General features: G+C 66.5%; 30 protein-coding genes. 20 read left to right on the top strand and 10 right to left on the bottom strand.

Translation table 11 applies throughout. The features are described 5' to 3' along the window. The first annotated feature begins 141 nt into the window (after positions 1–141). From OG203_RS18560 to OG203_RS18505, 12 genes are all read left to right on the top strand, one after another. Positions 142–546 carry a PPOX class F420-dependent oxidoreductase gene (locus tag OG203_RS18560; protein WP_405166914.1) on the top strand — a complete coding sequence of 135 codons (405 nt, stop codon included), beginning with the start codon at positions 142–144 and terminating at the stop codon, positions 544–546. 140 nt (positions 547–686) lie between these two features. Beyond that, positions 687–1778 carry a calcium:proton antiporter gene (locus OG203_RS18555; protein ID WP_405166913.1) on the top strand — a complete coding sequence of 364 codons (1092 nt, stop codon included), beginning with the start codon at positions 687–689 and terminating at the stop codon, positions 1776–1778. A 441-nt stretch (positions 1779–2219) separates the two neighbouring features. Then, positions 2220–3065: an ABC transporter permease gene (locus OG203_RS18550; protein WP_405166912.1), complete on the top strand. Its 846-nt coding sequence runs from the start codon at positions 2220–2222 to the stop codon at positions 3063–3065. Between the two features lies 1 nt (position 3066). Beyond that, the gene (locus tag OG203_RS18545; protein ID WP_405166911.1) at positions 3067–3921 is read left to right on the top strand and encodes an ABC transporter permease; all 855 of its coding nucleotides are present in this window, start codon (positions 3067–3069) and stop codon (positions 3919–3921) included. A gap of 5 nt (positions 3922–3926) precedes the next feature. Next, entirely contained in the window at positions 3927–4952 is a 1026-nt protein-coding gene (locus tag OG203_RS18540; protein ID WP_405166910.1) for an MlaD family protein, read from the top strand. Continuing rightward, positions 4949–5950, top strand: a complete 1002-nt coding sequence (locus tag OG203_RS18535; protein ID WP_405166909.1) for an MlaD family protein — start codon at positions 4949–4951, stop codon at positions 5948–5950. Before OG203_RS18540 ends, OG203_RS18535 begins: the two co-directional genes overlap by 4 nt. Next, complete coding sequence (locus tag OG203_RS18530; protein ID WP_405166908.1) at positions 5938–6972, top strand: MlaD family protein; 1035 nt, start codon at positions 5938–5940, stop codon at positions 6970–6972. Before OG203_RS18535 ends, OG203_RS18530 begins: the two co-directional genes overlap by 13 nt. Further along, positions 6972–8057 (top strand): MlaD family protein, encoded by a 1086-nt coding sequence (locus OG203_RS18525; RefSeq protein ID WP_405166907.1) that lies wholly within the window; start codon positions 6972–6974, stop codon positions 8055–8057. Before OG203_RS18530 ends, OG203_RS18525 begins: the two co-directional genes overlap by 1 nt. After that, positions 8054–9175 (top strand): MlaD family protein, encoded by a 1122-nt coding sequence (locus OG203_RS18520; protein ID WP_405166906.1) that lies wholly within the window; start codon positions 8054–8056, stop codon positions 9173–9175. The genes OG203_RS18525 and OG203_RS18520 overlap by 4 nt, the downstream gene beginning before the upstream one ends. Further along, positions 9172–10128, top strand: coding sequence for an MlaD family protein (locus tag OG203_RS18515; protein WP_405166905.1), 957 nt, complete (start codon positions 9172–9174; stop codon positions 10126–10128). The genes OG203_RS18520 and OG203_RS18515 overlap by 4 nt, the downstream gene beginning before the upstream one ends. A 14-nt stretch (positions 10129–10142) precedes the next feature. Further along, on the top strand, positions 10143–10751 hold the full coding sequence (locus OG203_RS18510; RefSeq protein ID WP_405166904.1) for a hypothetical protein: 609 nt from the start codon (positions 10143–10145) through the stop codon (positions 10749–10751). A gap of 197 nt (positions 10752–10948) precedes the next feature. Further along, positions 10949–11776: a hypothetical protein gene (locus OG203_RS18505; RefSeq protein ID WP_405166903.1), complete on the top strand. Its 828-nt coding sequence runs from the start codon at positions 10949–10951 to the stop codon at positions 11774–11776. A 55-nt stretch (positions 11777–11831) separates the two neighbouring features. Here OG203_RS18505 and OG203_RS18500 read toward each other — a convergent pair whose 3' ends face one another. After that, positions 11832–12959, bottom strand: coding sequence for an IS30 family transposase (locus OG203_RS18500; protein WP_405166902.1), 1128 nt, complete (start codon positions 12957–12959; stop codon positions 11832–11834). Positions 12960–13265: 306 nt separating this feature from the next. On the opposite strand from OG203_RS18500, the gene OG203_RS18495 reads away from it, so the two are divergent. Both OG203_RS18495 and OG203_RS18490 read left to right on the top strand, forming a co-directional pair. Next, on the top strand, positions 13266–14150 hold the full coding sequence (locus OG203_RS18495; protein WP_405166901.1) for an aminoglycoside phosphotransferase family protein: 885 nt from the start codon (positions 13266–13268) through the stop codon (positions 14148–14150). Between the two features lie 112 nt (positions 14151–14262). Next, positions 14263–15147: an aminoglycoside phosphotransferase family protein gene (locus tag OG203_RS18490; protein ID WP_405166900.1), complete on the top strand. Its 885-nt coding sequence runs from the start codon at positions 14263–14265 to the stop codon at positions 15145–15147. A gap of 9 nt (positions 15148–15156) precedes the next feature. Here OG203_RS18490 and OG203_RS18485 read toward each other — a convergent pair whose 3' ends face one another. Together OG203_RS18485 and OG203_RS18480 are read right to left on the bottom strand one after the other, a co-directional pair. After that, on the bottom strand, positions 15157–15351 hold the full coding sequence (locus tag OG203_RS18485) for a hypothetical protein (protein WP_405166899.1): 195 nt from the start codon (positions 15349–15351) through the stop codon (positions 15157–15159). Between the two features lie 46 nt (positions 15352–15397). Next, positions 15398–16051, bottom strand: coding sequence for a TetR/AcrR family transcriptional regulator (locus OG203_RS18480; protein ID WP_405166898.1), 654 nt, complete (start codon positions 16049–16051; stop codon positions 15398–15400). A 74-nt stretch (positions 16052–16125) separates the two neighbouring features. On the opposite strand from OG203_RS18480, the gene OG203_RS18475 reads away from it, so the two are divergent. After that, a complete protein-coding gene (locus OG203_RS18475) occupies positions 16126–17070 on the top strand; it encodes an alpha/beta hydrolase (RefSeq protein ID WP_405166897.1) in 945 nt (314 codons plus the stop codon). Between the two features lie 17 nt (positions 17071–17087). On the opposite strand, the gene OG203_RS18470 is transcribed toward OG203_RS18475, so the two are convergent. Beyond that, positions 17088–17468 (bottom strand): DUF5313 family protein, encoded by a 381-nt coding sequence (locus tag OG203_RS18470; protein WP_405166896.1) that lies wholly within the window; start codon positions 17466–17468, stop codon positions 17088–17090. 23 nt (positions 17469–17491) lie between these two features. Then, positions 17492–17932 carry a MarR family winged helix-turn-helix transcriptional regulator gene (locus tag OG203_RS18465; protein WP_405166895.1) on the bottom strand — a complete coding sequence of 147 codons (441 nt, stop codon included), beginning with the start codon at positions 17930–17932 and terminating at the stop codon, positions 17492–17494. 120 nt (positions 17933–18052) lie between these two features. On the opposite strand from OG203_RS18465, the gene OG203_RS18460 reads away from it, so the two are divergent. Next, positions 18053–19048 carry a DUF418 domain-containing protein gene (locus OG203_RS18460; protein WP_405166894.1) on the top strand — a complete coding sequence of 332 codons (996 nt, stop codon included), beginning with the start codon at positions 18053–18055 and terminating at the stop codon, positions 19046–19048. 13 nt (positions 19049–19061) lie between these two features. Here the strand turns inward: OG203_RS18460 and OG203_RS18455 are convergent, their stop codons facing one another. Next, complete coding sequence (locus OG203_RS18455; protein WP_405166893.1) at positions 19062–20234, bottom strand: cytochrome P450; 1173 nt, start codon at positions 20232–20234, stop codon at positions 19062–19064. 150 nt (positions 20235–20384) lie between these two features. Between OG203_RS18455 and OG203_RS18450 the strand changes: the two genes are divergently transcribed. Then, on the top strand, positions 20385–21956 hold the full coding sequence (locus OG203_RS18450) for a Na+/H+ antiporter (RefSeq protein WP_405166892.1): 1572 nt from the start codon (positions 20385–20387) through the stop codon (positions 21954–21956). A 38-nt stretch (positions 21957–21994) separates the two neighbouring features. On the opposite strand, the gene OG203_RS18445 is transcribed toward OG203_RS18450, so the two are convergent. Next, complete coding sequence (locus OG203_RS18445; RefSeq protein WP_405167907.1) at positions 21995–22189, bottom strand: heavy-metal-associated domain-containing protein; 195 nt, start codon at positions 22187–22189, stop codon at positions 21995–21997. A 127-nt stretch (positions 22190–22316) separates the two neighbouring features. Here OG203_RS18445 and OG203_RS18440 point away from each other — a divergent pair, with 127 nt between their 5' ends. The 3 genes from OG203_RS18440 to OG203_RS18430 are packed head-to-tail and all read left to right on the top strand — an operon-like array spanning position 22317 to position 23135. Further along, on the top strand, positions 22317–22769 hold the full coding sequence (locus OG203_RS18440) for a hypothetical protein (protein ID WP_405166891.1): 453 nt from the start codon (positions 22317–22319) through the stop codon (positions 22767–22769). Between the two features lie 24 nt (positions 22770–22793). Continuing rightward, positions 22794–22949 (top strand): hypothetical protein, encoded by a 156-nt coding sequence (locus OG203_RS18435; protein ID WP_396997687.1) that lies wholly within the window; start codon positions 22794–22796, stop codon positions 22947–22949. Between the two features lie 9 nt (positions 22950–22958). Further along, on the top strand, positions 22959–23135 hold the full coding sequence (locus tag OG203_RS18430; protein WP_405166890.1) for a CsbD family protein: 177 nt from the start codon (positions 22959–22961) through the stop codon (positions 23133–23135). 15 nt (positions 23136–23150) lie between these two features. Here OG203_RS18430 and OG203_RS18425 read toward each other — a convergent pair whose 3' ends face one another. From OG203_RS18425 to OG203_RS18415, 3 genes are all read right to left on the bottom strand, one after another. Beyond that, positions 23151–24185: an alpha/beta hydrolase gene (locus tag OG203_RS18425; RefSeq protein ID WP_405166889.1), complete on the bottom strand. Its 1035-nt coding sequence runs from the start codon at positions 24183–24185 to the stop codon at positions 23151–23153. A 316-nt stretch (positions 24186–24501) separates the two neighbouring features. After that, positions 24502–25233: a VIT family protein gene (locus OG203_RS18420; protein WP_405166888.1), complete on the bottom strand. Its 732-nt coding sequence runs from the start codon at positions 25231–25233 to the stop codon at positions 24502–24504. 37 nt (positions 25234–25270) lie between these two features. After that, on the bottom strand, positions 25271–25816 hold the full coding sequence (locus OG203_RS18415; RefSeq protein ID WP_405167906.1) for a YdcF family protein: 546 nt from the start codon (positions 25814–25816) through the stop codon (positions 25271–25273). Between the last annotated feature and the right edge of the window lie 133 nt (positions 25817–25949).

The raw sequence follows: 25949 nt of genomic DNA, 5'->3' as shown, positions 1-25949 counted from the left end.
CAGACTATCGGCTCGGCGCGCTGCGATCTGCCCCCGCATGTGGGGGCAGCCGCTGTGCCCGATCCGGTCGCCGTGCCGGAAAACGCCGCGCGACGGGTACTTTCGTTCCTGCGCGCAGCGCACATATCGACTGGAGGATGTATGACGATCGAGATTCCCGAGAAGGTGCGGGACCTGCTGGAGCGGCCCATCTACGCGAGCCTCGGCACCACGCGGCCGGACGGGGCGCCGCAGGTGAACCCGATGTGGTTCGTGTGGGACGGCGAGTTCATCTGGTTCACGCACACCAACTACCGGCAGAAGTTCAAGAATCTCGCGCACGAGCCGCGCGTCTCGATCTCGATCTACGACCCGGACAATCCGTACCGGTACATCGAGGTCCGCGGGGTGCTCGACCACCTCGATGCCGACCCCGATGGCGCGCTCTACTCCCGCCTGTCCGAGCGCTACGGCAACGGCCCGGTGGTGCCGCCGGACGCGAAGGATCGGGTGGCGATCGCGATCCGGCCCACCGGCGTCACCGGATACGCCGTACAGCGCGACTGATTTGCGATGGTCCCGGCCGCGGCGTGATCGCGCGGCCGGGACGAACGAAACAGGGACCGCCGTCGCGGGTAAACCGGGCAAATCGCCCTACGGCAACGCTCTGACCAGTGTGCGGAGGGTTAGCTGCAACGATGGATCCCATGATCCGTGTGTTGACCGACCGCTGGACCGTGTTCGTACCTGTCCTCGCCGCCCTCGCGCTGGCCGCCACCTGGGGGCGAAGCCTGTCCGGGGTGGCGGTGGTCGTGGTGGCCGCCGCGCTGATCGGCGCCGTGCTCGCGGCGGTCTATCACGCGGAGGTGGTCGCGCACCGGGTCGGCGAGCCGTTCGGGTCGCTGGTGCTCGCGGTCGCGGTGACCATCATCGAGGTCGCGCTCATCGTCACACTGATGATCTCCGGCGGCGACAAGGCCGCCTCGCTGGCCCGCGATACCGTCTTCGCCGCCGTCATGATCACCTGCAACGGCATCTTCGGCCTGTCCCTGCTGGTCGGCGCGTTGCGCAGGCGGGTGGCGGTGTTCAACGCCGAGGGCACCGGCGCCGCGCTTGCCACGGTCGCGACCCTGGCCACGCTCAGCCTCGTGCTGCCGACCTTCACCACCAGCCAGTCGGGACCGGAGTTCTCCGCCGGGCAGCTGGCTTTCGCCGCGGTTGCCTCGCTGGCGCTGTACGGCCTGTTCGTCATGGTTCAGACGGTCCGTCATCCGGACGATTTTCTGCCCGTCGAGGGCAACGGCGTGGTCACCGACGACGACGAGCACAGCGATTCGCCCACCGCCAAAGCCGCGCTGCTCAGCCTCGCGATGCTGTTCGTCGCCCTGGTCTGTGTGGTCGGGCTGGCCAAGGTGGTCTCGCCGTCGATCGAGTCGGCCGTCGCCGACGCCGGGCTGCCGCCGTCCGCGGTCGGCGTGGTGATCGCCCTGCTGGTGCTGCTGCCGGAAACTCTCGCCGCCGTGCGCGCCGCGCGCCGCGATCAAGTGCAGATCAGCCTCAACCTCGCGCTCGGCTCGGCCATGGCGAGCATCGGCCTGACCATCCCGGCGATCGCGGTGGCGACCATTTGGCTGGACGGACCGCTGGTGCTCGGGCTCGGTGCCACGCAGATGGTGTTGCTCGCACTGACGATCGTCGTCGGCGTTCTCACGGTCGTTCCCGGCCGGGCGACGCTGCTGCAGGGCGGCGTCCATTTGGCCCTGTTCTCGGCATTCGTGTTTCTCGCCGCTAGTCCGTAGCGGTCGTGATCCAGCTCACGTTGCGTAGCTTCCCCGCCGCTGACCTCGCGGTGTGCTGACTGTTGTCCCAACATCGGCCGTGTTGCTGCGCGATAGCGTCCGTGTTGTCCTTTTTGCTGATTTAGCCCGTCCCGCGATCCGTTCACGATCTTGCTCGAAGTTAGCTATATCTTGCTCAGTGTTAGCGAGATTGAGTGACGCGCATCATATTGATAGTCGAAATGCGCTGATAACTTGTTTCAGAATGGCGAATTACTTCCATCCTGAGCCTTTGACCAGCGCAGGGAGCTAGTCGTCGGCAACAGGATGGGAGGCGATGATCACACCGTGATCAGCTTTACTGTTACCAATTGTCACCGATAGCTTCGTGGTGGCAGTGACGCCCATCATGGAGAGACTTACTTTGAAACTTGAGACACACCGGACTGGCTGGCGCACCGCGTGGCGCCGGTGACCCGGGCTCGCTCGAGCGCCACCGCCGTCCGCATCGTCCGCAAGAACTTCTCCGACACGGTCGTCTCGTCATTGCGGACCTTCGGTCGCGCCGTCGACATCGCGCGCGAATCGGTGACCGGCACGGTCACCGGGATCGCGCGCGGCCAGTTCGAGTGGCGCGAGGCGACTACGCAGGCCTGGCGACTGGTGACGGTCACGGCGATCCCCGCGATCCTCATCGCGATCCCGTTCGGCGTCATCGTCTCGATTCAAGTCGGCAACCTCATCCACACGCTCGGCGCGGACTCGCTGCTCGGCGCGACCGGCGGCCTCGGCGTGATCAAGCAGGGCGCCCCGCTGGCCACCGGATTCCTGCTTGGCGGCGCGGGTGCCGCCGCCATTGCCGCCGACCTTGGCGCGCGCACGATCCGCGAGGAGATCGACGCGCTCAACACCATGGGCATCAGCCCGATACCTCGCCTGGTGATCCCGCGGCTGGTCGCGATGATCGTCGTGGCGCCGCTGCTGAACATCCTCATCATCTTCGTCGGCATCGTCGCCGGTTACGCGGTCGCGGTCGGCGGCCAGAACGTCACGCCCGGTAGCTACTGGGCCACCTTCGGCTCCTTCACCACCGTCGCCGATGTGTGGGTGTCGCTGCTCAAGGCGGCCCTGTTCGGCTTCCTGGTTGTGGTCATCGCCTGCCAGCGCGGGCTGGAGGCCAAGGGCGGCCCGCGCGGTGTCGCCGACGCGGTGAACGCGGCGGTTGTGCTGTCGGTGGTGTCGATCGCGATCGTCAACCTCGGCGTCACCCAGGTGGTCGAGATGTTCCTGCCGACCAGGTTGGTCTGACATGGCGTCAACCTATGTGCCCAAGGGGCTGGGCTGGATCTACCGCCGACGCGGTCTGGTCTTTGCGCGGTTCGAGTCGCTCGGCTTCGTGCTCGCCTTCGTCTGGCAGGTGCTGTCGTCGATTCCCTCGACGCTCAAGCACTATCGCGACGAGACGTTGCGCATCATCTCCGATATGACCTGGGGCCGCGGCTCGGTCATCGTCGGCGGCGGCACGGTCCCGATGATGATCGTGCTCGGCCTGGTCATGGGCGCGTCGGTGGCCGTCGAATCGTTCACCATGCTGAACATGCTCGGCATGGGCCCGGTCACCGGCATCGTCTCCGCCTACGCGACCACCCGCGAGCTCGCGCCCATCGCCGCTGCCATCGGTTTCGCCGCGCAGGCCGGGTGCCGCATCACCGCCGAGATCGGCTCCATGCGCATCTCCGAGGAGATCGACGCGCTGGAGGCGATGGGGCTGCGCTCGGTGCCCTTCGTGGTGACCACCCGGGTGATCGCGGGCGCGATCTCGATCGTGCCGACCTTCCTGATCGGGCTGATCCTGGCCTACCTGTCGTGCCGCGGGCTGATCACGCTGGTGCACGGCCAATCCGGCGGCGTGTACGACCACTACTTCTTCCAATTCGTGTCCGGGTTCGACGTGGTCGCCGCGGTGATCAAGGTGGCCATCTTCGCCACCGTCGTGATCCTCATCCACAGCTACTACGGCTTCTTCGCCACCGGCGGCCCCGAGGGCGTCGGCATTGCCTCCGGCCGTGCGGTGCGCGCCTCGTCGGTGGCGATCGTGGCCATCGACATGGTCCTCACCATCGTGCTGTGGGGCTTCAACGCGACGATCAGTTTTACGGGGTAACTGCGATGCCGAAGTACGGAATGCCCGGAGTGGCCATCGACAAGCGGCAGACCCGGCTCGTCGGTGTTGTCGCGGTCGGGGTGATCGTCGCGGTGCTGGCGGCGACGGTGTTGTATCGAGAGTTGCGCTCCGACAACGGATTACAGGTTACGTTGCACACCGAGCAGATCGGTGACGGCGTGCTGGCCGGTACGCCGGTGCGGATGGATGGTGTGCAGGTCGGCACGGTCGCCGCGATCGCGCCGGACGAGCGCGGCACCCAGCGCATCACCCTGCGGCTCAATCCCGCGCAGCTGCACGGCCTCGACGACAGCATGCTGGTCGACTACGCGCCTGCCAACCTCTTCGGCATCAGCGAGATCGGGCTGCGCCGCGGCTCCGGCGGGTCCGCGCTGCGCGACGACAGTGTCATCGACCTGACCGGCAGCCATACCGACGCGGTGTTCGACGCCACCATGGGCAGCATGCTGCGCAGCCTGTCGCAGACCGGCGACTCGGTGCTCACCCCGCAGATGGCCACGGTGATCAACCAGGTCTCACACAACATGAAGGCGTTCACCCCGCTGGCGCAGTCGATCATCCAGGTGGCCCAGATCGTCACCGACAACCAGCGGATGCCGCCCTCGGAGCTGGCCGGTCGGCTCGGACCCGCGTTCTACGGCGCTGGCGATTTCTCGGGCGCCAACGAGCTGATGGTCTACATCCTGCGCAATATCCCACGGCTGCAGAACAATCGGGACTCCTTCGACGCGGGCGTGCGGATGCACACCGAAAGGCTGCTACCTGGCATCGCGAATCTCGGCGGTGCGCTCGGCGGCGGCCTCTCCGGCGTCACCGACATGCTCGTTCCGGTGCTGACGCTGCTCGCGCAGATGGTGCCGCAGCCGCAGCAGTCCGGTGCCGACCTCACCGAACTGCTGCGCCGCCTGCGCGCGTCGATGCCCGACACCCCGAACGGTCCGGTGCTGAACGCCGAGATCGATCTGAGCGGAGTGCCGGTGCTTGCGCCGCTGTTGGGTGGTGTCCGATGAAGGTGCGTTCCTCCGCATGGCGGCTCGCTCTGTTCGCGGCGGTGATGATCGGCGTGCTGTTCATCGTCTGCACGGCGATCAAGCGGCCGGTCTCCGGCCCGACCGAACAGCATGCCGCGCTGTTCACCGATGCCAACGGCCTCAAGGTCGGCGACGACGTGCGCATGTACGGCGTGCAGGTCGGCAAGGTCGACGGCCTATCACTCGACGGCGTGCAGGCGCGAGTCCAGTTGTCGCTGAAGACCGATGCGCCGATCTACGACAACTCGAAACTGGCCATCCGCTATCAGAATCTCACCGGACAACGCTATGTCGACCTGCAGCAAGAGCCGCAGCCCGGCAAGCGCATCCCAGCCGGCGCGACCGTCGGCGCCGACCACACGGTGCCATCCTTCGACGTGACCAGCATGTTCAACGGCCTGAAGCCGGTGCTTGCCACCATCTCTCCGGAGGAGATCAACCAGTTCAGCGCGAGCATGGTCGCGCTGATCGAGGGGGACGGCAACGGGATCGGGCCCGCGCTCGAAGCCATCGACAAACTCGCGGCGCACGTCAAGGACCGTCAGACGGTGATCGACAAGGTGCTGCAGAATCTGTCCGATCTGCACGAGACGGCGGGCGGGAAGATCCACTACATGGTGCCGATTCTGGCCAGGCTCGCTGATGTCATCTCCGGGCTGCAATCCAATATGACCGGGTTGGCGCAGTTCGCGGCGGCCGCGCCCTCGGTGCTCGGCCCGCTGAACAACCTGTTCGACTCGCTCGGTCTGCAAAGCCCCGACGACGTGGACGCGTTGATACACAAGATCTTTCCCGATCCCCAGCAGGCCCTCGAGGTGTTCGACAAGCTGCCAGGGCTGCTTGCCGGTTTCGACGCGGCCATCCCCAAGTCGGCCGTTTCGGGCTGGAAGCCGCAGTGCGCCAAGGGACAGGCTGACGTGCCGCAGGTGCTCGGCGTACTGATCGCAGGACAGCAGGTGGCGGTATGCGCTGGTTGAGCACGTTGTTCGCCGACCGCCGGGTGATCGGTGAGCCGGAAAAGAAGCGGCGCGAGATCCGGCTCGGCCTGATCGGCGTTGTGCTGGTGGCGATTCTGGCCGTCGCGGTCGGCGTGCTGTATGCCGTCCCGTTCGGCAAGAAGACCTACACGGCCGAGCTGTCGGAGGCACAGTCGGTGAAGTCCGGTGACGATATCCGCGTCGCGGGGATCAGCGTCGGCACGGTGAAATCGCTGGAGCTGAAACCGGATCGGGTACTCATGCGGTTCACCGTCGACTCCAACGTCTTCGTCGGCGACCAGTCAACGCTGGACGTGCGCATGCTCACCATCGTCGGCGGTAACTATGTGGCGCTGTTCCCGTCTGGGGCAAAACCGTTGGGCGCCAAGCATATTCCGACCGACCGGGTCCGGCTGCCGTACAGCCTGGTGCAGACCTTCCAGGACGCGGCCGAGCCGCTGCGCAAAATCGACGGAGATACCTTGCGGCGCAACCTCGCCGCGCTCGGTACCTCGGTCGCGCAGGCACCAGACACCTTGCGCACCACCCTCGACAGCGTCAACAGTTTCGTCGACGATCTCAATCGCCAGCACGTGATGATCTCCAAGGCCATCGCCAACGCCGACGAGTACACCACCATGTACGACGGCGCCAAGGGCTCGCTCGGCAGGCTGGTGCAGGCCACCAACCTGCTGGAGGACCTGGTGCTCGGCAAGCGCGCCGAGCTGGCCGAGGGTATTCGCCTGTTGAATCAGGTGATCAGCAAGGCTGCGGCGATCGCGCCGACCTACGCCGAGGCGAAGCCGAAGCTGCAGCCGCTTTTCGACGCGCTGCCGCGGATGGAGGAGCTGCTGAATCGACTGGATCCGGTGATCGGCTCCGTGCAGGACATCCAGCAGAAGGTGTCGGCGATGGCCATTCCGGACGGTGGCGTGACGGTCGATCAGTCCGGTCAGACCATCACCGCGCCCCCCGCCGCGATCGCGCGGGTGTGCGTGCCGCTACCGGGGAAGGATTGCTGATGTTGCACAAGGTCCTTGCCTCACGGGCGTTCATGTCGGTCTCGGGCGCGGTCGTCGCGGTCATGCTCGTCGTCGTCGGCTATTTCATCGCCTTCGATCCGCTGAAGAAGACCGAGAGCTACTGCGCGATCATGCCGGACACCGTCGGCCTGTACGTCGGCAATCAGGTGACCATGCGCGGCATTCCGGTGGGAACGGTGACATCCATTGCCGCGCAGGGCAAATCGGTGAAGGTGGAGTTCGCCGTCGAGGCCGACAAGCCGGTGTACGCCGACGCGGGCGCCACCACGCTGGCCGACAGCATCGTCGCGGCAAGGCAACTGGCCGTGGTGTCGAGCGGTAAGAACACCGCGCACTGGAACTCCGCGCAGTGCATCACCAAGACGATGACGCCCAAGAGCGTCACCGAGACGTTGAACGCCGTCGCGCAACTGTCGGCGGAGATCTCGGGTCCGGACGCCAAGACACCCGACGCGCTCGCCAACGGGTTGTCCCAATTGAACGCGGCCACCGCGGGAACCGGGCCGCAGATCAACGAGATCATCAAGCAGTTGAGCGGCGCGATGGCCGCACCCGACGCCGATATCGCGCATCTGGTCGGTGTCTTCGACGCCTTCTCCTCGGTCGGTAAAAAGGTCGAAGAGCATTGGGGCGACATCGAATCCATGTTCACGCGGTTGGCGCCGGTGCTCGTCACGGCCAGGGAAGACCTCCTCGAACCGGGCGCGAGCGTGATCGATGGTCTCGCGCAGCTGCTTCCGGTGCTCAACGACCTCACCACCGCCTTCGGCGGCCCGCTCGGCAAGGCGCTCGACTTCACCGTGCCGCTGGTGAAGTTCCTGAAGGCAAGGGTCGGTTCGCTGGCCCAGGTCGTCTCGATGATGCCGGTGCTGACCGACGCGTTCCGCTCGGTCGGTAACTCCGGGATCGCTTACGCCCCACCGAAGGTCGCGATTCCGCAGCCGAACGCCGACCTGGTCTGCGCGGCGGCGAACGCCATCGCGCCGGGGCGCTGCACCGCGGACGGCGGTCTGGTGCAGGTCGATATGGCGGCCCTGGTGTTCGGATCGGCAGGTGCGCGATGAAGATCCAGCGAGACGGGACGGGGCGGTTGCACATCGTATTCCAGCGGAGCGGCGAAAGCCGTACGGGTGGTGCGCGATTCGTTGTCGGCCTCGCGGCGGTGCTGGCGGCCGTGCTGCCCGCCGCCGGCTGTGCCTTCGACCCCTCGTCGGTTCCGGTGCCCGGCGCCGAGGTCTCCGGCGCTACCTACAACATTCAGATCCAGTTCGAGAACGTGTTGAATCTGCCTGCGCGGGCAAAGATCATGGCCAATGGCGCTCAGGTCGGCACGGTTTCCGATGTGTCGGTGGTGGATCCGGCCAAGGCCGGTGGGCGCGGCGGCTATGTGGTTGTCGATGCCCGCATCTCGAAGTCGGTGCGGCTGCCCGCGGCCACCCGCGCCGAACTGCGGCAGAACACGGTGCTCGGCGATATCCACCTCGCGCTGATCACGCCGCCGAATGGCTTCGACAAGCTGCTGCCCGAGGGCGGCACCATCGGTCTGTCGCAGACGAAACCGCCAGTGCAGCTGGAAGATACGATGGCCGCGCTGGCCACCTTCACCCAGGGCGGCGCGGTGCAGCAGGTGCAGGACACCATCGAACAGCTCAACGACGTGCTGCCCAAGGACACCGCAAGGACCAAGCAGATCGGCAAGACCATGGCCGACGACGCCGTCGATCTGGGCAATCATCTGGACAAGCTCGATTCGCTGCTCGACGGCATCGACAACAACTCCAATGTCCTGCACGAGATCCGTCCCGAGCTCGCGCAGCTGCTCAGCCAGGAGTCGGTGGACCAGATGAACGGCATCGCCCCGTCCATCATCGGGGTGACCAAGATCTTCAACGCGCTCGGCCCGATCGGCACCTCGCTCACCTGGCTCGGCCCGCTGCTGACCAGCGCCGACGGCACGGTGCAGGCATTCCTGCCGTTGCTCGCCTCGGCCAAGCCGCTGGATCTGAGCCAGCCGTCGAATCTGCAGACCTTGGTTTCGCTGATCCGCGACAAGATCATTCCGTTCGCGGAGCACGGCCCGAAGGTGAACATCGTCGGGGTGAAAACCGAAGGCGCGGTGCCCATTCAGGAACAGACGGACCGAATCATCCAGACGCTACGCATGATCGGAGTCGTCCGATGAAGCTCGGACATCTCGCCTCGCTCGGCGGCATCGCCGCCATCATCGTGCTGGGCGCGGGCTATCTGACCTTCGGGGTGGTGCGGGTCGATCCGCTGGCCGACTACACCCACGCCACCATGGTGCTCGCCAATTCCGGCGGGCTGGCTGTCGGCTCGCCGGTGCTGCTTACCGGCATGGAGGTCGGACGGGTCAATTCGGTGACCAACAGTGTCGGCGGCATCGAGGTCGGCCTGAAGCTCGTCGCCGACCGCCGGGTGCCCACCGATAGCGTGGTCACCATCGAGCATCTGTCGGCGCTCGGCGAGCCGTACGTCGAGTTCCGGCCGAATTCCGATGGCGGACCGTACATTCGGGACGGACAGCAGCTCAAGACCGCGAATGTGCGTACGCCGCTGTCGATTCCGGAGGTCGCCCGGCTGGCCACCCGAACGCTGAACCAGCTCGATCCTAAGGTCGTCGGCTCGCTGGTGAGCACGGCCGAGCAGTCCCTGGTCGGCACCGACGCCGCGATCCCCAACCTGGCGCGCGCGGGCGATCTGCTCGCCGCGGCCGTCATGAGCCGCAACCCGCAGATCGTCTCGCTGCTCAACAGCCTGCAGAGCACGGCGACCAATATGGACTGGGTCGGCCCGTCCTTCAGCGCCGCCGCGCCCGAGTGGACCAAGTTCGCCCAGGCGCTGAGCAATTTGGTTACCCACGTTGGCGGCATGGTCGACAGCGAGCCGGTCGATCAGTACACCACCGGCAATGGGGTCGCCCCGTTCACCGAGAAGACCATCGCCGCGTTGCGTGAGCTCCAACCGGAATTGAGCTCCCTGGCGCCGATCCTGCGTCCGCTGGTCGACGCGACCGTCTCGGCCGCACCGCGGATCGACCTGTCCGCCCTGATCTCCCAGGCCCTAGCCGAGGTCGACGCCGATGGCGCGGTCAAGGTGCGGGTCGCCATCAAATAGGAAAGGAGGCCGCGATGTCGAACGACGTTGTGACCGAACCGAAGCCGACACCTGATGAGGAGAACGCCAGCGCGCCAGCGCCCGTGGCGACCAAGAACGCGCGGACCGTGTCGATCCGCCTGTCGACGGTCGCCTTCGGTGCCGCGGGGGTGGCGCTGGTCGCCGCGACCGCGGTGTTCGCCTCGCTGTGGGTATCGGCGCGCGGTGACCTGAGCGATCGCGACGCCGCGGCCGAGGCCGACAAGCACGCCGAGCAGATCGCCACCGACTACGCGGTCGGCGCCTCCAATATCAACTTCCAGGATGTCAACGCCTGGGTCGCCAAGCTCAAGACCAACACCACCCCGCAGCTGGCCGGCAAGTTCGACGCCACCGCGCCGAAGCTGCAGGACATCCTGGTTCCGTTGAAGTGGACGTCGACCTCGACCCCGATCGCCGCCAAGGTGATGAACACCGACAACGGGATCTACAAGGTGAATGTCTTCCTGAATGTCACCTCGACCAGCGCCCAGACGCCCGAGGGCGCGCAGACCACGGTCACCTACACGGTGAACGTCGATCCGAACAACGGCTGGAAGGTCGCCGATGTCGGTGGGGTGGCCGGCGCGCTGCCCAAGCAGTGACGCGCGACTTCGAACCGCGGTGAACACGCGCGTCGCCAGCAACCGAGTTTATCGGTAGCTATTTCTTGTAAATGGTCTCTACCTGCGTAAATGAAATTCTCATAAAGCGATCATCGACCCAGCAACCTTCGGGTAGCGTCCGGTGAAGATCAACATTCGTACCGGTATTTCCCTGTCCGACAGTGAAGGCGGTTTCGATGGTGACACCCGGCGGCAGTCACGAACCCGAAGACGGGAGCGGGCCCGACAACCGCGCCCTGGTCATCGCGGCCGTGCTCGCCGCCGTCCTGGTGCTCGTGGTCGCGATCGGCCTGCTGCTGCGGTCGAATGAGGACCCGAAGGACGTCAAGTCGTCGGCGGCGACCGCCTCCGCGACCTCCACGAGTCCGTCACCCAGCACCGCCGTCACCCAGGCACCGGTCAGGGTGAGCCCAGGTCCGGCGACCCCGGTCGCCCCCGTGCCGCAGCCCGCCCGCAAGCTCGGCGACGACTGCTCTGCGGGTGGCATCGCGGCGCAGTGGGACCTGCGCGCCGGCCAATGGGCGTGCGTCCCGCACGGCCAGGGCGGTGCCGCGCACCGGATCGGTGACGACTGCTCACACGACGGCCTCGCCGCCCAGTGGGGCCGCGGCCCCGACGGCCGCTTGACCTGCCTTCCACAGCCGCAGGGCCGAGACGACCGCCAGGTCGGCGCGGACTGCTCACACGACGGCATCGCCGCCCAGTGGTCCCTGACCCCCGACGGTCAGTGGGTCTGCGTCCCACAGGAACAAGGCGCCCCCGAACCATTACCCGCCCCGCCGGTGAATCCGGGCCCGCCCCCTGCCAACCCTGGACCACCGGCCGCGAATCCGGCACCCCCGCCTGCTAACCCAGGACCACCGGCCGAGAATCCGGGACCCCCGCCTGCCAACCCAGGACCCCCGCCTGCCAACCCAGGACCACCGCCCGCGAACCCAGGACCCCCGCCTGGAATTCCGGGGCTGCCGCTTCTCAACCCTGGACCACCGCCCGCGAATCCGTGACCGCCGCCCATCGACAGAATCTGCACCCTGACTCGGGATTCGCACTCGGGCGGATTCAGGCGGTCGTTGCAACACCGGGTGGATTGGTCGGGTTCGAGAGTAGTTCGTCGAGTGCTTCGGCGGGGTTGGCCCAGTTGAGGGTTTTGCGGGGTCGGTTGTTGAGTTGGGCGGCGACGTAGTCGAGGTAGTCGGTGGGGAAGATCGAGAGGTCTTGTCCTTTGGGGAAGTATTGGCGTAGTAGGCCGTTGGTGTTTTCGTTGGTGCCGCGTTGCCAGGGTGAGTGGGGGTCGCAGAAGTAGATGTCGAGATCGGTGGCTTCGGCGATCTGGGCGTGGTTGGTCATTTCCCGGCCCTGGTCCCAGGTCAGTGTTTTGCGCAGGATCGCTGGGAGCTGGCTCATTTTGGTGATCATCGCTTCTTGGACCGCGAGCGCGGAGTGATCGGTGGGTAGGTGCAGCAGGATCACGAACCGGGTCATCCGTTCGACCAAGGTGCCGATCGCTGAGCCGTTGTGGGCGCCGGTGATCAGGTCGCCTTCCCAATGTCCGGGCACTGCCCGGTCCTCGACCTCGGCGGGACGTTCGCTGATGTTGACCATGCCCGGGATGCGTGAGCCTCGTTGCCCGAGCGAGCGACGGGGTTTGCGCACCGCGCGTCCGCTACGCAACTGTTGATGCAGATCACGACGCAAACCACCGCGGCCTTGGACGAACAAGGCCCGGTAGATCGTTTCGTGAGACACCCGCATCTGCTCCTCGTCGGGAAACTCCGCCCGCAGCCGATGGGCGATTTGTTCGGGACTGTACTTCTCGGCCGACCAGTCATCGACGTGACGAGCCAACCGGCCATCATCAGCCAGCTTGCCGGTTTTAGGTCGTCGCGCCCGAGCCTCGGCGCGCTGCTGGGCCACACTGGCGCGATAGTGCACCTGCTGGACAGGTCCCCTGCGCAGCTCGGCCCCGATCCGATACTCATGCCGATACCTGATCGGGCGGCCATACCGGTGCGGGCTGGCATTACGGCGGATCTCCCGCGAGATCGTCGAGGCCGCGCGACCGAGCCGATCCGCGATCGAACGCACCGACTCTCCCCGCTCGACACCGACCGCGATCTCCTCACGCTCGACCACACTCAACCGAGCCCTCGCCTTGCCTGAACCCGCCACCACCACACGAGGTTTCACCCCACCAGCCTCAACGAACAACCGATGACCGGTTCTATCCGACACCCCCACCGCCACCCCCGCAACCGACGGCGAGACCCCCTCACCCACCAACCCCCAAAACTGCCTCAACACAGCACCCGACACACGAACCATCACAACACTCCCTGATCAACAGTGTTGCAATGACTCCCTGAATCCGCCTCGGAATAGGGCCCTATTCTCGGTGCGGATCCCGAGTCTGGGTGCAGATCTTTACCGTTGCTCGCGCCCGGCGCCGACTAGGTCGACCATAAATCGATCGACACGGCTGGGATGCTCGTTGTCGTGATTGTTGTGCCCGAATTCTTCGCTACTCGGCTGGCCGACCAGGAGGGGGCGGCGGCCCGTGCGTGGCTTGATCGCCTGCCTGACCTTGCGGTGCGGTGCGCCGATCGATGGCGGCTCACCTTTGATGGGCCGTCCATGCACGGTTATGGCGGGCTTGTGCTGCCTGTTCGTCGCGCGGACGGTAGCCCGGCCGTGCTCAAACTGAACTATCTGACGCCCGAAACCAAGGACGAGCCCGTCGCGTTGGCCGCGTGGCAGGGTGACGGCGCGGTGCTGCTCTACGAGAGCGACGCCGAGAACGGGGCGATGCTGCTGGAACGTCTCGACGGCGATCGCTCACTGCACACCGAGCCGATCGACGATGCCGTGCGGATCACCTGTGAACTGTTGCGTCGATTGGCTGTCCCAGTGCCACAAGGGATTTCGCGGAACCTGCGGAACGAGTCCGCTGGCTGGGCGGAGGAATTGCCGCGCGAGTGGGCACGGCTCGGCGCACCGTATCCGCGCAAGATGTTGGACGCGGCCGTCGAGGTCTGCACCCAGCTCGGGCCCACCGCGGATCAGCTGCTGGTGAACGAGGACCTGCATTTCGAGAATGTGCTTGCGGCAGAACGTGAGCCGTGGCTCGCCATCGACCCGCAGCCGCTGGCCGGCGATCCCGAATTCACCACCCTGTCCCTATTGTGGAGTCGCAGAACCGAATCCGCGCTCGACGACCGCTTCGCCGCCATTGTCGACATCGCCGGACTCGATGCCGACCGAGCGCGGGCGTGGACGCTCGTGCAGTGCGCGCGAAACTGGCTGTGGTTCGCCGAGGAGGAAGACTGCGACGACCCCGGCTACCCGTCCGTCCAGGAGATCGGGCCGTGGGCGCTGCGCTGATCCACATCGCCAACCTGATGGCGAAGACCGGCACCATCAACCGCGTCCAACTGGCGGTCCTCGGCATGCGGGGTCGGTGAAATTAGCTGGACACAGCTGAGAGGCTCGATAGGTGATCATTGTTCCCGAGGGTTTCGCCGAGCGCCTTGCCATGTACGAGGGGGCGGCGGCGCGGGCATGGCTGGCCGCGCTGCCCGCACTTGCCGAGGAATACGTGCGACGCTGGGACCTGAGCGTCGACGGTCCTGTGATGCACGGCTGTGTCGGGTTGGTGCTGCCCGCCACCAGGGCGGACGGCAGTTCGGTTGTGCTGAAACTGAGCATCGTGACGCCGGAGACCCGCGACGAACCGCTCGCGCTCGCCACCTGGGACGGTGCTGGCGCGGTGCGCTTGCTCGACAGCGATCCCGAGCGCGGCGTCCTGCTGCTGGAACGCCTCGATTCGACACGATCCCTGGTGACCGAGCCGATCGACGAAGCAGTGCGGATTGCCACCGGTCTACTACGCCGCCTCGCGATCCCAGCTCCGCTCGGCCTCGGGCGGGACCTGCGGCACGAGGCCGAGCGATACGCGGCGGAACTGCCGAGGGACTGGCAGCGCCTCGGTGCGCCGTTCCAACGCAAGCTGCTCGACGCGGCAGTCGATGCGTGTAACCAATTGGGCCCCAGCGCAGCTCGGCTGCTGACCAACGAAGACCTGCATTACGAGAACGTGTTGGCCGGGACACGCGAGCCATGGCTGGTGATCGATCCCAAACCGCTCATCGGCGACCCCGAATTCACCACCCTGTCCCTGATCTGGAACCGCCGATCGGAATCGGCACTGGACAAACGGTTCGCCGCGATCGTCGACGGCGCCAGCCTCGACGCCGATCGTGCCAGAGCGTGGACACTTGTTCGCGCCGTGCGGAATTGGCTGGACTTCCTCGATGACGACGACCTAGATGACGACGGCTACTTCGCGGTGCAAGAGATCGCACCGTGGGCGCTGCGCTGAGTCTGCCTGCTATGCGCCGAAATTGGGTACGACGAACCGTTCGACCAGCACCCGCTCCGTGGCGAGATCGGCTGCGGGCCAAAACGACAGTGACAGCACCACCCGGACGATCCAATGCCCAGCGACGGGGTCGCCGCTGGCGATTCCGCTGAGCGCGAGAGCGGCATCGGCGAGCCGTTCCGCCTGGTTCCCGGTGCGGCCCAATGGTTTCCGAGCATCTTCGTCCGACGCCACCTGCCCCGAGGGCGCGTCAGGGAATCGCGGCCTCGATCTGGGCGAGGTGAGCGGCGAGGATCTCCTCGAACGCGGCGCGGCGGTCGACCCCGAGGGGGCGGATCTCGCGGGCGAAATGCGCCAGAGCGGGGTAGCGGTCGGGGTCGGCGCCGAGGACCGCGACACGGAACTGCTCCATGCCCTGTTCGTACTCGACGGGAGTGAGGGTGTCGATGCCAGCGTCGGCGGCGATCAGCGCGGCGAGAAGGATGACGATCCGGTGGTAGCGGGACGGAATCTGCGCATCGGGCAGGCCAGCGGCCCGTAAGGCTTGGAGTATCTCCTCCATGACCAGCCGGGAACCGGTGCCGCCGGACGCGTAACGCCCCCAGATCGCCGCGAGTTGGGGGTGCTGGCCGAAGGCCTCGCGCAGGCGAAGGGCCGTGGCGGTGACGCGCTGCTTCCAGTCGCCCTCGGGGCGGTAGTCGTCCATGGCGGCCAACAGGATTCGGTCGGCGACCGCGCGCAGCAATTCGGTCTTGTTGCGGAAGTGCCGGTAGAGGCTGGAGGAGTCGGTTCCCAGCGCCGCGGCGAGCTTGCGCACGCTGAACGATTCGGCGTCGCTCGTGCGCAGCAGCTCCGCCGCCGTGTCAAGGATTTCCTCGGTCGACCAACGTCGTCGGCCAGTCATCTCGCCCCTCTCGTCCTGGCTCAGTCTAACTTATGCACTTGATGATGCACGCGGTGCGTGCAACACTGATGCGCATGAGCGAGACCCTTGCTGTGACACGGCCACCGGAGCCGGACTTCTCGGCGATCACGACCGAGGAACTCATTGCCTACCGCGAGGCGGAGAACCGCTGGCGGGCGTCCAGCGCGGCGCTGCCGATCCTCGGGGAGCCGGACCCACGGGTCGCGATCGAGTGGCACGACGTCGCGCTGCCGGGCCGCGACCTCCCGGTCCGGGTGTACCGGCCGACGTCGACCACCCGGACCGACCTGCCACTCGTGATCCATGTGCACGGCGGCGGTTTCGTGGGCATTGCGGCGCAATGCGACTGGACCAACAGCCACCTCGCCGCCAATCTGCCCGCACTCGTCGTCTCGGTCGAACACCGCCTCCTCGCCCCGGACAGCCCGCTCGCGAACGCCGCCGACGACGGCTGGGACGTGCTCGACCACGTGCTGCGCCACGCCGCTCAGTGGGGCATCGACCCGACGCGCACGGCCGTCTTCGGCGAGAGCTGCGGCGCGCTGATCAGCGCCCTGACGGCCATCCGCGCCCGGGAGGCTGGCCTGCGGCTCGCGGCTCAAGTGCTGGTCAACCCCGTAATCGACGTAACCGAGACGATGTTCGACTACCCCTCGATGGCCGAGTACGCGTACCGCCCGACCCGGGCCCTACCGCTATTTCAGCTGTTCCAGCGGCTCGCCGTCGCGCCGGGAACCGACGCCCGCGCATCCTCGCCGCTGTCCGCGCACGACCTGAGCGGGCTCGCCCCCGCACTGCTCGTGGTGCCGACCCTGGACGCGGTCGCCGATCACGGCCGCCGCTACGCCGAGCGACTGCGGGCGGCCGGGACGACCGTCCGGCTCACCGAATACCCAGGAGCGCGGCATGCGTTCCTCACCTTGCCCGGTGTGGAGCCGCAGGCCGAAATCGCTCGAGCGGAGATCCTCGAGTTCCTCCGCGCGGCCCTGGCAGTGTGACGAAAGGACGCGGCGCGTCAGTGTGGGTGCTGCGCAGCGTATTTCGCGCGTTCGATGGCCCGGCGGCGGGTGCGTTCCGGGTTTTCCAGGTCGGCGGGCAGGCCGTGCTCGGCGAGGCGGTGGGCGCGGTTCATCGGCATGAAGGCCGCCGTGTAGAACAGCGCGAGGAGCACGGCGAGCAGCACCATCGAACCGCGTAACCACAGCTCACCGGGGAAGAGCAGGAAGACGACGAACAGCGGGGTGAACGGGATCATGCCGCGCAGGATGTGGCGGCTGGTCGCGTACTTTCCGGCGAGGTCGTTGCGCACCCAGTCGATCATCGAATCGGGCAGGCGGCGACCGAAAGCGTAGCCGATCCACTGAATCGGGTTGGGACGCCGCGATTGTCGGGACATGCGCAATCTCCTAACGGGTAGGGCTAGACCGCAACGGATCGACGTGCGGCCGCGTTGACGCGAGTGAGCACGTCGCGAAGTTCCTCCAGGTCGGCGAGGGTGACGCCGAGCCGCTCGACCACCGAGGGCGGGATCAGTTCGGCCTGCTTGCGCAGGGCGACACCGGCCTTCGTCAGGTTCACGACCAGGTTCCGTTCGTCGCGGCTGTCCCGTTCGCGGGTGATCAGCCCGGCGCTTTCCAGCCGCTTGAGCAGCGGTGACAGCGTCGGTGAGTCCAGCTGGATCGCCTCGGCGATCGCCTTCACCGACATCGGCGCCTCGCCCCACAGCGCGAGCATCACCAGATACTGCGGGTGGGTCAGCCCGAGCGGTTCCAGCAGCGGGCGATAAACGCCGAGCACCGCGCGATTGGCCACCGCCAACGCGAAGCACACCTGCCGATCGAGCTGCAGCGGATCGTCCATCTGTCCTCCTGTCGAACCGGCCTCAATGTTAACGCACAAATAGTTAGTGCATGAACTATATGCGCGACATCACGTCGGAGAAGCGTGGTTCCGGCGCGAGTGATCATTAGTTTGAGACGCATGCACAACGAGGCGGGTCGCATCCACGAGCTCGACGCCGTGCGCGGATTCGCCCTGTGCGGGATCTTGGTGGTCAACATCTGGCAGCTCACCGACATGGCCGAGGTGCGCGCGCCCGGCGAGATGGTTCCGCTGCGGCACCTGCTCTCGGTGCTGTTCGAGGGCCGGTTCTTCCCGATCTTCTCGTTCCTGTTCGGGCTGAGCTTCGCGTTGTTCCTCGACGGCGCGGCCCAGCGCAGCGATCGCCCGCGACTGATCCTGGTCCGCCGGCTGGTCGCGCTCGGTGTCCTCGGGCTCATCCATCACCAATTCCAGCCCGGTGAAGCGCTATTGCCTTATGCGCTAGTCGGATTGGTGATCCTGCTGCCCGCCGCCAGCCTGCCGCGCCTGGCAGTGCTCGTCCTCGGGCTCGCGGGCACGGTCGGCGTCGCGGTCACCCTCGGCGGCGGCTTCGGCCTCGTGCCAGGACTGTTCCTGCTCGGCCTTGCCGCCGCCCGCTACGACCTCGCCGACACCCTCGACGAACGCGGCTGGCAAATCGCTGCCCTCTTCGCCCTCGCCCTACCCGCCGCGGTCCTGACCGCGATGTGGGAATACCGCACCCCCTACCTCGACCTACTGACCAGCAACGCGCCACCCATCGCCGGCCTACTCGGCGCCCTCGCGTACCTGACCGGACTCCTGCTGGTCCTGCGCACCGAGGTCGGCGCCGTGCTCTCCGAGGTGCTCGAGCCCATGGGCCGAATGGCCTTGACCAACTACGTCTGCGCGACAGCCCTGATCCTGCTCGCCGAACCACATCTGCGCCTATCGGATTCCGACAAGTACGGCATGCTCCTAGCCCTGGCCGCCGCCATCATCGCCATCCAGGCGATAGCCAGCCGGACCTGGCTGAAACTCTTCCGCTACGGCCCCCTCGAATGGATCTGGCGCTGCCTGACCTGGTGGGAACTCGTCCCCGCCCGCCGCACCCCAGAACCCATCCGCTACTTGTAACCCCCAGCGGCACTCACCCCAACTTCACCGGCAACGTAAACGGCCCACGATGCCGAAACCCCGAGCGCCACACGATATCTCGCTCGTTCACGGTTAGCGTGGTGCCCGGCCAACGGGTGAAGATGTGGTCGAGCACCGTTGCGGCCAGCGTGCGTACCAGCGCGTTACCGAGGCAGGTGTGCAGGCCGCAGCCAAGGGCGAGTTGTGCGTGGGGTGCGCGGGTGAGGTCCAATTCGTCAGGGCGGTCAAAGATTTCGGGGTCGCGATTGGCTGCGGCGAGACAGAGCAAGACCGTCTGGCCGGTGCGGATGGTCTGGTCGCCGATGGTCAGATCGGTGGTCGCGAAGCGTGGTCCGGCGAGGATCTGCGGTGACAGGTAGCGCAGCAATTCGTCTACCGCCGAATGCTTTTCGGTGGAGGTGCGCAGGATCTCCACCTGATCAGGGCGGCCGAGCAGGGTCAGCACCGATCCGGCGATCAGGTCGACCAGCACCTCGTACCAGACGAAAAGTAGATAGAACAGCAGCCCGGCAAGCTGGTCGGCGTTCGGCGAGCCGGTGTCGTCGTGCGCGGCGACCAGCCTGCTGAGCAGAGTGTCGGCGCGTGCCGACCGACCCTGTTCCGTTGTCGCGGTGATGATCGCGTGCATAGTGGCGAGGGTGTCCCTGGCACGCGGGGGAGTGGCCGAGGCAAGCAGTGTCGAATTCGCCCAGCCGAGCAGGCTTTCGCGTTCGGTCGGACCGAGCCCTAGTAGTTCACCGAGCACAGCAGCGGGCAGCGGAACGGCCAGCCGTTCGACGAGATCAACCTCGGTGCCCGAATCCAGCTCTTGCAGCAGGGAATCGACCAACTCGGGAGCGCGGCGTGCCCATTCGCTGAGCCGCCGCGGCGACAGCTCGCCCGTCACGAACCCGCGCAAGCGCGCATGGTCGGCGGGCTCGGTGACGAGGAATGCGAGCAGCGACGGCGGGACCGCGAAACCCTGATAGTCCTCGGGCCCCGCTCGATGAACGTTGGTCGACAGCCGATCGTCCAACAGCCCGGCGCGCACATCGCGATACCTGGTCACCAACCATGCGGGCGGCCCATCCGGAGTCCGAATCCGATGCACCCCACCTTCGGCATGCAGCCGCGCGAGCGTCGGCCACGGATCTGCCGCGAACCCGGCACCGAATACGTCCGTCACCCGATCATCATCTCGCATTGCGCGCCAAGACTTCTCGATGGCCCGATACCCGTCGCCGACGGGACAACCGCTACCGGGCGGCAAATCTCGGGCTGTCGGTCCGGCGCGGCGGGCGAGGAACTGTCGCGTTTCATCGCAGACTGGACGGTCATGGACCAGTTGGTGCTGATGTTCGTCATCTTGTTTGCCGCGATCTTTGCTGAGCCGCTCGGTAAGCGGATCGGGGTTGCGTCGGCGGTGTTGATGACGGTGTTCGGGTGTGTGGTCGCGCTGGTTCCGTTCGCGCCGCGGATCAATATTCCGCCGGATCTGATTTTGCCGCTGGTGTTGCCGCCGCTGCTGTACGCGGCGTCGCGGCGGACGTCGTGGCGGCAGTTCGCGGAGAACTGGGGGTTGATCGCATTGCGGGCGGTCGGTCTCGTGGTGGCGACGGCCGCCGCGGTGGCCGCGGTCTTTCACGCCTGGTATCCGGGGTTGCCGATCGCCGCCGCCGTCGCGTTGGGGGCGTTGGTCGCGCCGCCGGATCCGGTGGCGGCCACCGCGTTGGCGGGCAGTCTCGGGCTGCCGCGTCGTCTGGTGGTGGTACTGGGTGGTGAGGGGCTGTTCAACGATGTCACCGCGATCGTCATCTACGGTGTCGCGGTTCAGGCGGTGGTCACCGGCCGGTTCTCCGCGCCGAGGGCCGCCGCGGAGTTCGTGCTCTCGGCGGTGGTCGCGATCGCCGTCGGGTTGGTGCTCGGCTGGGCGGGCAGCCGGTTGACCAACTATCTCGCGGAGGCGACCTGGCAGGTGGCGTTGAGCCTGCTGCTGCCGTTCGCCGCCTATGGACTCGCCGAGGCGTGGCACGGCTCGGGCGTGCTCGCCGTGCTGGTCTGCGCGCTGTATCTGACCGATGCCGTCACCGAATTCGGTGACTCGGCCTACCGGCTGGTCGGAGCTTCGTTCTGGGACATCATCGAAATGTTGTTGAGCGGCTTCGCTTTCGGCCTCATCGGCTTGGAGCTCGGCGCGGTACTCGACGCGACCGGCCATGAGTGGCCGAAGCTGCTCGGTGGCGCGGGCGCGGTGGTCGCGGTCGTGGTCGCTCTCCGCCTGGTCTGGCTGTTGACCACCTGGGCGATCGGCCGAGCCTGGTGGCCCAATGCCGATGAGCCCTACACCTGGCGGGAGACGGTCGTCACCTGGTGGGCTGGGATGCGCGGGGTCGCGACCGTCGCACTGGCACTGGCCATTCCGTTCGTGACCGACGACGGGAAGGACTTTCCCGGCCGCACCGAGATCCTGTTCACGGCCTTCGTGGTCGTGCTGTTCACCCTGCTGCTGCAAGGACCGACGCTACCGCTCGTCGTCCGGCTCACCGGCGTGCACGCGGACACGCAGAAGGAACGCGAACTCGAGCGCCAACTGTGGGAACGCGTCATCAAGGCGGAGATGGCCCGCCTGAAAGAGATTGCCGCCGAACAAGATCTACCCGACGACGTCTACGAACGCCTCCGCGACGGCTTCCGGCAGCGGATGGCACGCGCCGACCCGCAAGCCGCCGACGCGGACGCCAAGTCGGACGCCGCACGAAACATCAAGCTGGCCAGGAAGGTACGCGACATCCGTGAGGACGTCATCGAGGCGGGACGTCGCGAAGCCCTCAACGCCCGCCGCGAACCCGGCATGCCGCCGGACCTGGTCGACCGCGTGACAAGGCGCCTCGACCTCGGCAGGCGCTGACCCCCGGCGGCATCGAGTTCACCAGGCGGACAACAAGATCAGCTGGCCGCGACGCCGGTGTTCCGGATCGCCTCTAGCACCTCGTTGTAGGTGAGGTCGGAGTTCACGGTGGCCGACTCTGAAGGCACATTGATGTTGACGTAATCGACACCGTTGACGCCGCGCAGCGTGGACTCGATGGCGGAGGCGGACTCGTGGGTGACGTTGGGCAAGGAGAAGGTGTACGAACTCATGAACACCGGATAGACCGTATCGACGCGCGTAAACGCCGACGAACAGTCGAGTTCGATTCCCTACGTTTGGTCGTCGTGTCCCCGGGAATAGCCGGGATGTCATACAACTCGACACAACAGGATTGTCATGATCATCATCATCGGGCTCGTCGTCTTGATCGCGGCAGTGATCGTCGGGGTCGCCGCAGTGGTGGCGAACAACGGCGAAACCAACTTCCTATCAAGTGATTTCGCCGTCTTCGACTACCACTTCCACGGCTCCAGCGGTCTGCTGTTCGGCTACGGCATCATCCTCGGCGCGATCGGCATGCTGGGCTTGGCCCTCCTGCTGACCGGTGTCTGGCGTGTCTCCCGCCGAAACATGGTGGCACGTCGCGAGCTCAGACAATCCCGCCGCGAAATGGCGGCGGTCCGGCGCGACCTATCGGACGGTACACCGCCGACCGGTAAGACGCTCGTACCGCGGCCGCACCGCGAGCCCGTCTGGAGTCGATTCGTGCGCCGTCCGGCCACGGCTCCCGCCGGTGACACACCGCTCGTCGAAAGCACGCCTCGCGTGCAGGCGTCGGCGTCGAAATAATCATCGAGAAAAGGAAATACGACCATGATTATTCTCGGACTTGTCCTCCTCATCGCGGGGTGGCTGCTCGGAATCGGATTGCTCACCACCGCAGGCATCATCATCCTGGTCATCGGCCTCGTGCTGATGGTTGCCGGATCGGTCGGCCGCCCGGTCGGTGGTCGGCGCTGGTATTACTAGGGACCGACCATGAATAAGTTCGAAGACAGAATCGCGCACCAGGTGCAAGCCGCCAGGGGCAATGCGAAGAAATACCTCGGCCGGGCGATGGGAAACCGCCGCCTGGAATCGGAGGGACGTCGAGAACAGGCTCGCGGCAACGTGAAACGCGCCGCGGACAAACTACGGGACGCGTTCAAGCGCTGACCTGATGGCCGGTGTTCAGCCGAGGGGTATATCAAGCCCCTCGGCTAACACCGGCCATGACGCTTTCAACGCGTCCTGCCAGTAGCCCCACGAGTGGGTACCGGTCGGCTGGAAGTCGTAGGTGGCTGGAATGCCCAAGGTGTCCAACCGATTTCGCATGTTCCGCGTGCACCAGTCGGCCGCCGCCTCGATCACACTGCCACCGGCGACCTGGTCGACGAAGCCGTTCGGGCCCTGCTGCACGTACTGTCCGCCCGGCACGTCGTACATGCCCGGCACACCGGTTCCGCTGGACAGGAACAACTTCAGTCCGCGTAACTTGTCCGCGTGCAGGTACGGATCATTGGCCGCCCACATCGGATCATCCGGCGGCCCATACATATTCACGGTGTTGCCGCCGCCCCACATCTGCACGGCCAGGTTCACGAAGCTCTGCCCGACCGGATCGCTGATCTGCGCGCACCCGCTGTATGCCGCAACCGCGCGATACAGCCCGGGTTTCGCGATCGGCAGCTGCAACGCCGATGTCCCCGACATCGACAGTCCCGCAATGGCGTTGACGCCATTGGTGCCGAACTCGCTATCGATCAGCGGCGGCAGTTCTTCGGTGAGGAAGGTCTTCCATTTGTACAGGCCGAGTCTCGGGTCGGGCGCCCGCCAGTCCGTGTAGTAGCTCCACTGTCCGCCGACCGGCTGCACCACATTGACGTCCTTCGTGCCGAGGAAGGTCAATGCGTCGGTGTTGCGCTGCCAGGTGGCCTCGTCCTCGCCGCCACCACCGCCGTTGAGCAGATACAGCGTCGGCCGGGGCACCGAGTTATCGGCCGCCCGTTGCACATTCACGGTGATGTTCTGCCGCATGGCCGCCGAATAGACCTGCAACTGCACGGTCCGGTCATTCACCGGGTGTGATTCGGTGACCGAGGGGCCCTGCGCCGCCGCGATCTTGGATGCGTACGCCGGTGCACCCGTGCCGATCATCAGCACGGCGGCGAGCAGTGCGCTCGCCGCGTAAGTCCTTCGGCGACTTGGTGTTCCGGTGCCGAACATAGGCAGCACCCACCTCCGTCCTGCTAGCCGGACCGGGGCGGCGAACGATCGACGCGGCATCGATCGCGAACCCGGCGGCGTCGGCCCCGGTTTCGGCCGACGCACCAGGCCACCTCCAGCGCCCTTTACCCATATCCCGAGGCGGAGGCGTGTCCACCGACGGAGCCACCGTCGCGGACCTGCACGCACCCCAATGATAGCGGCAGATTCGCTGGGTGATCCTGGTGCGCGTAGCGGCCTCAGGTGCCGCGTGCCGCGACCAGCATGTTCGTCAGAATGTCCAGGTAGTCGGGCGCCCGCTCAGCAGGGCCGCGCATCAGAGCCCGGCCACGCCCGCGAGTTGCCCGATGCCGTAGGTGACCGCCATGGCAAGCGCCCCGCCGATCACCACGCGCAGCACCGCCCGACCGCGGTCGCTGCCGCCGAGGCGGGCACTGACCGAACCGGTGACCGCCAGCGCGACGAGCACGGCGGCGAAGGTGATCGGAATCCGCAGCGGCACCGGTGGCAGCAGGATCGCCAGCAACGGCAGCAGCGCGCCGAGGGTGAACGACACCGCCGAGGAGATCGCCGCCTGCCACGGATTGGTCAGTTCGTTGGGGTTGAGCCCGAGCTCGGCCTCGGCGTGCGCGGTGAACGCGTCGTGCGCGGTGAGTTCCTCGGCGACCTTGCGCGCCGTGTCCGCGGACAGGCCCTTGGCCTGGTAGATGCCGGCCAGCTCGGCCAGCTCGAAGTCCGGTTCCTCGCGCAGCTCGCGCTGTTCCTTCGCCAGCAGGGCGCGCTCGGAATCGCGCTGGGTGCTGACCGACACGTACTCGCCGACCGCCATCGAGATGGCGCCAGCGGACAGCCCAGCGATGCCCGCGGTGAAGATCGCGTTCGTGCTGGTCGTCGCCGCGGCGACGCCGACAACCAGGCCCGCTGTCGACACGATGCCGTCGTTCGCGCCGAGCACGCCCGCACGCAACCAGTTCAGCTTGGACGCCAGCCCATCACCGTGCGGCTCGTGCGGGTGCGCGCCTGCGGACGCGCTCGTCGTTTCGTCCATGCTGCGAAGACTAAACGAAGCTCGCCGGTGCGCCCGTTCAACAGCCCGGAGACAGGAACGCCCGCAGATATCCCGCCGACTGCCTGATGTACATCCACGCCCAGAAGCGCAGCCCCGAGTCGCTCGGGCTCGCCACCATGGTCAACTCGCCGTCGAAGCATTTCGACACGATGTAGCGCGCCCGCGACACGTGCGGGGTGTAGGTCACCACGATGATGTGATGCCAGCCGTATTGCTGTGCGCGCCGCCTGATTTCGTGCGCCTCGCCCTCGGTGGTCCACGGGTCGGGCACGAAACAGCTGACGGTGAAGTCGAATCGGCCCGCGCAGTACTTGTCCATCTCGTGATCGTCGAGGCCGGTGGACCGTGAAATCAGCAGGGTGGGAGCGTATCCGCGTTGCGCGAGATCGAGCCCGACGTCGAAGCGCTCGTAGGCGGTGCCGCCGAGCACGACGATGGCGTCCGCTTTGCGCAGCGGATCGGTTTGCGGATAGACGTACACCGGCAGACCCGCGAGCCCGATCAGCAGGACCAGGCCGAGCAGCGCTCCGAAGAAGATTCCAGCTCGTCGCAGCCCGGTCACCAGCCCGACGATACCGAAATCCCGGGACCGGCCGGTGCCACGCGGGCCGGAATACCGGCCACTCTTAGTGTGTTCCATTCTGTGGAATGGAATGTATCGATGTTCTTGACGAGAAAGTTCTGTTGGTCAGCGC

The organism is Nocardia sp. NBC_01499 (assembly GCF_045040275.1).
GTDB lineage: Bacteria > Actinomycetota > Actinomycetes > Mycobacteriales > Mycobacteriaceae > Nocardia.
The sequence above is the reverse complement of the archived record's forward strand: the minus strand, read 5'-3'. Positions and strand labels throughout refer to the sequence as shown.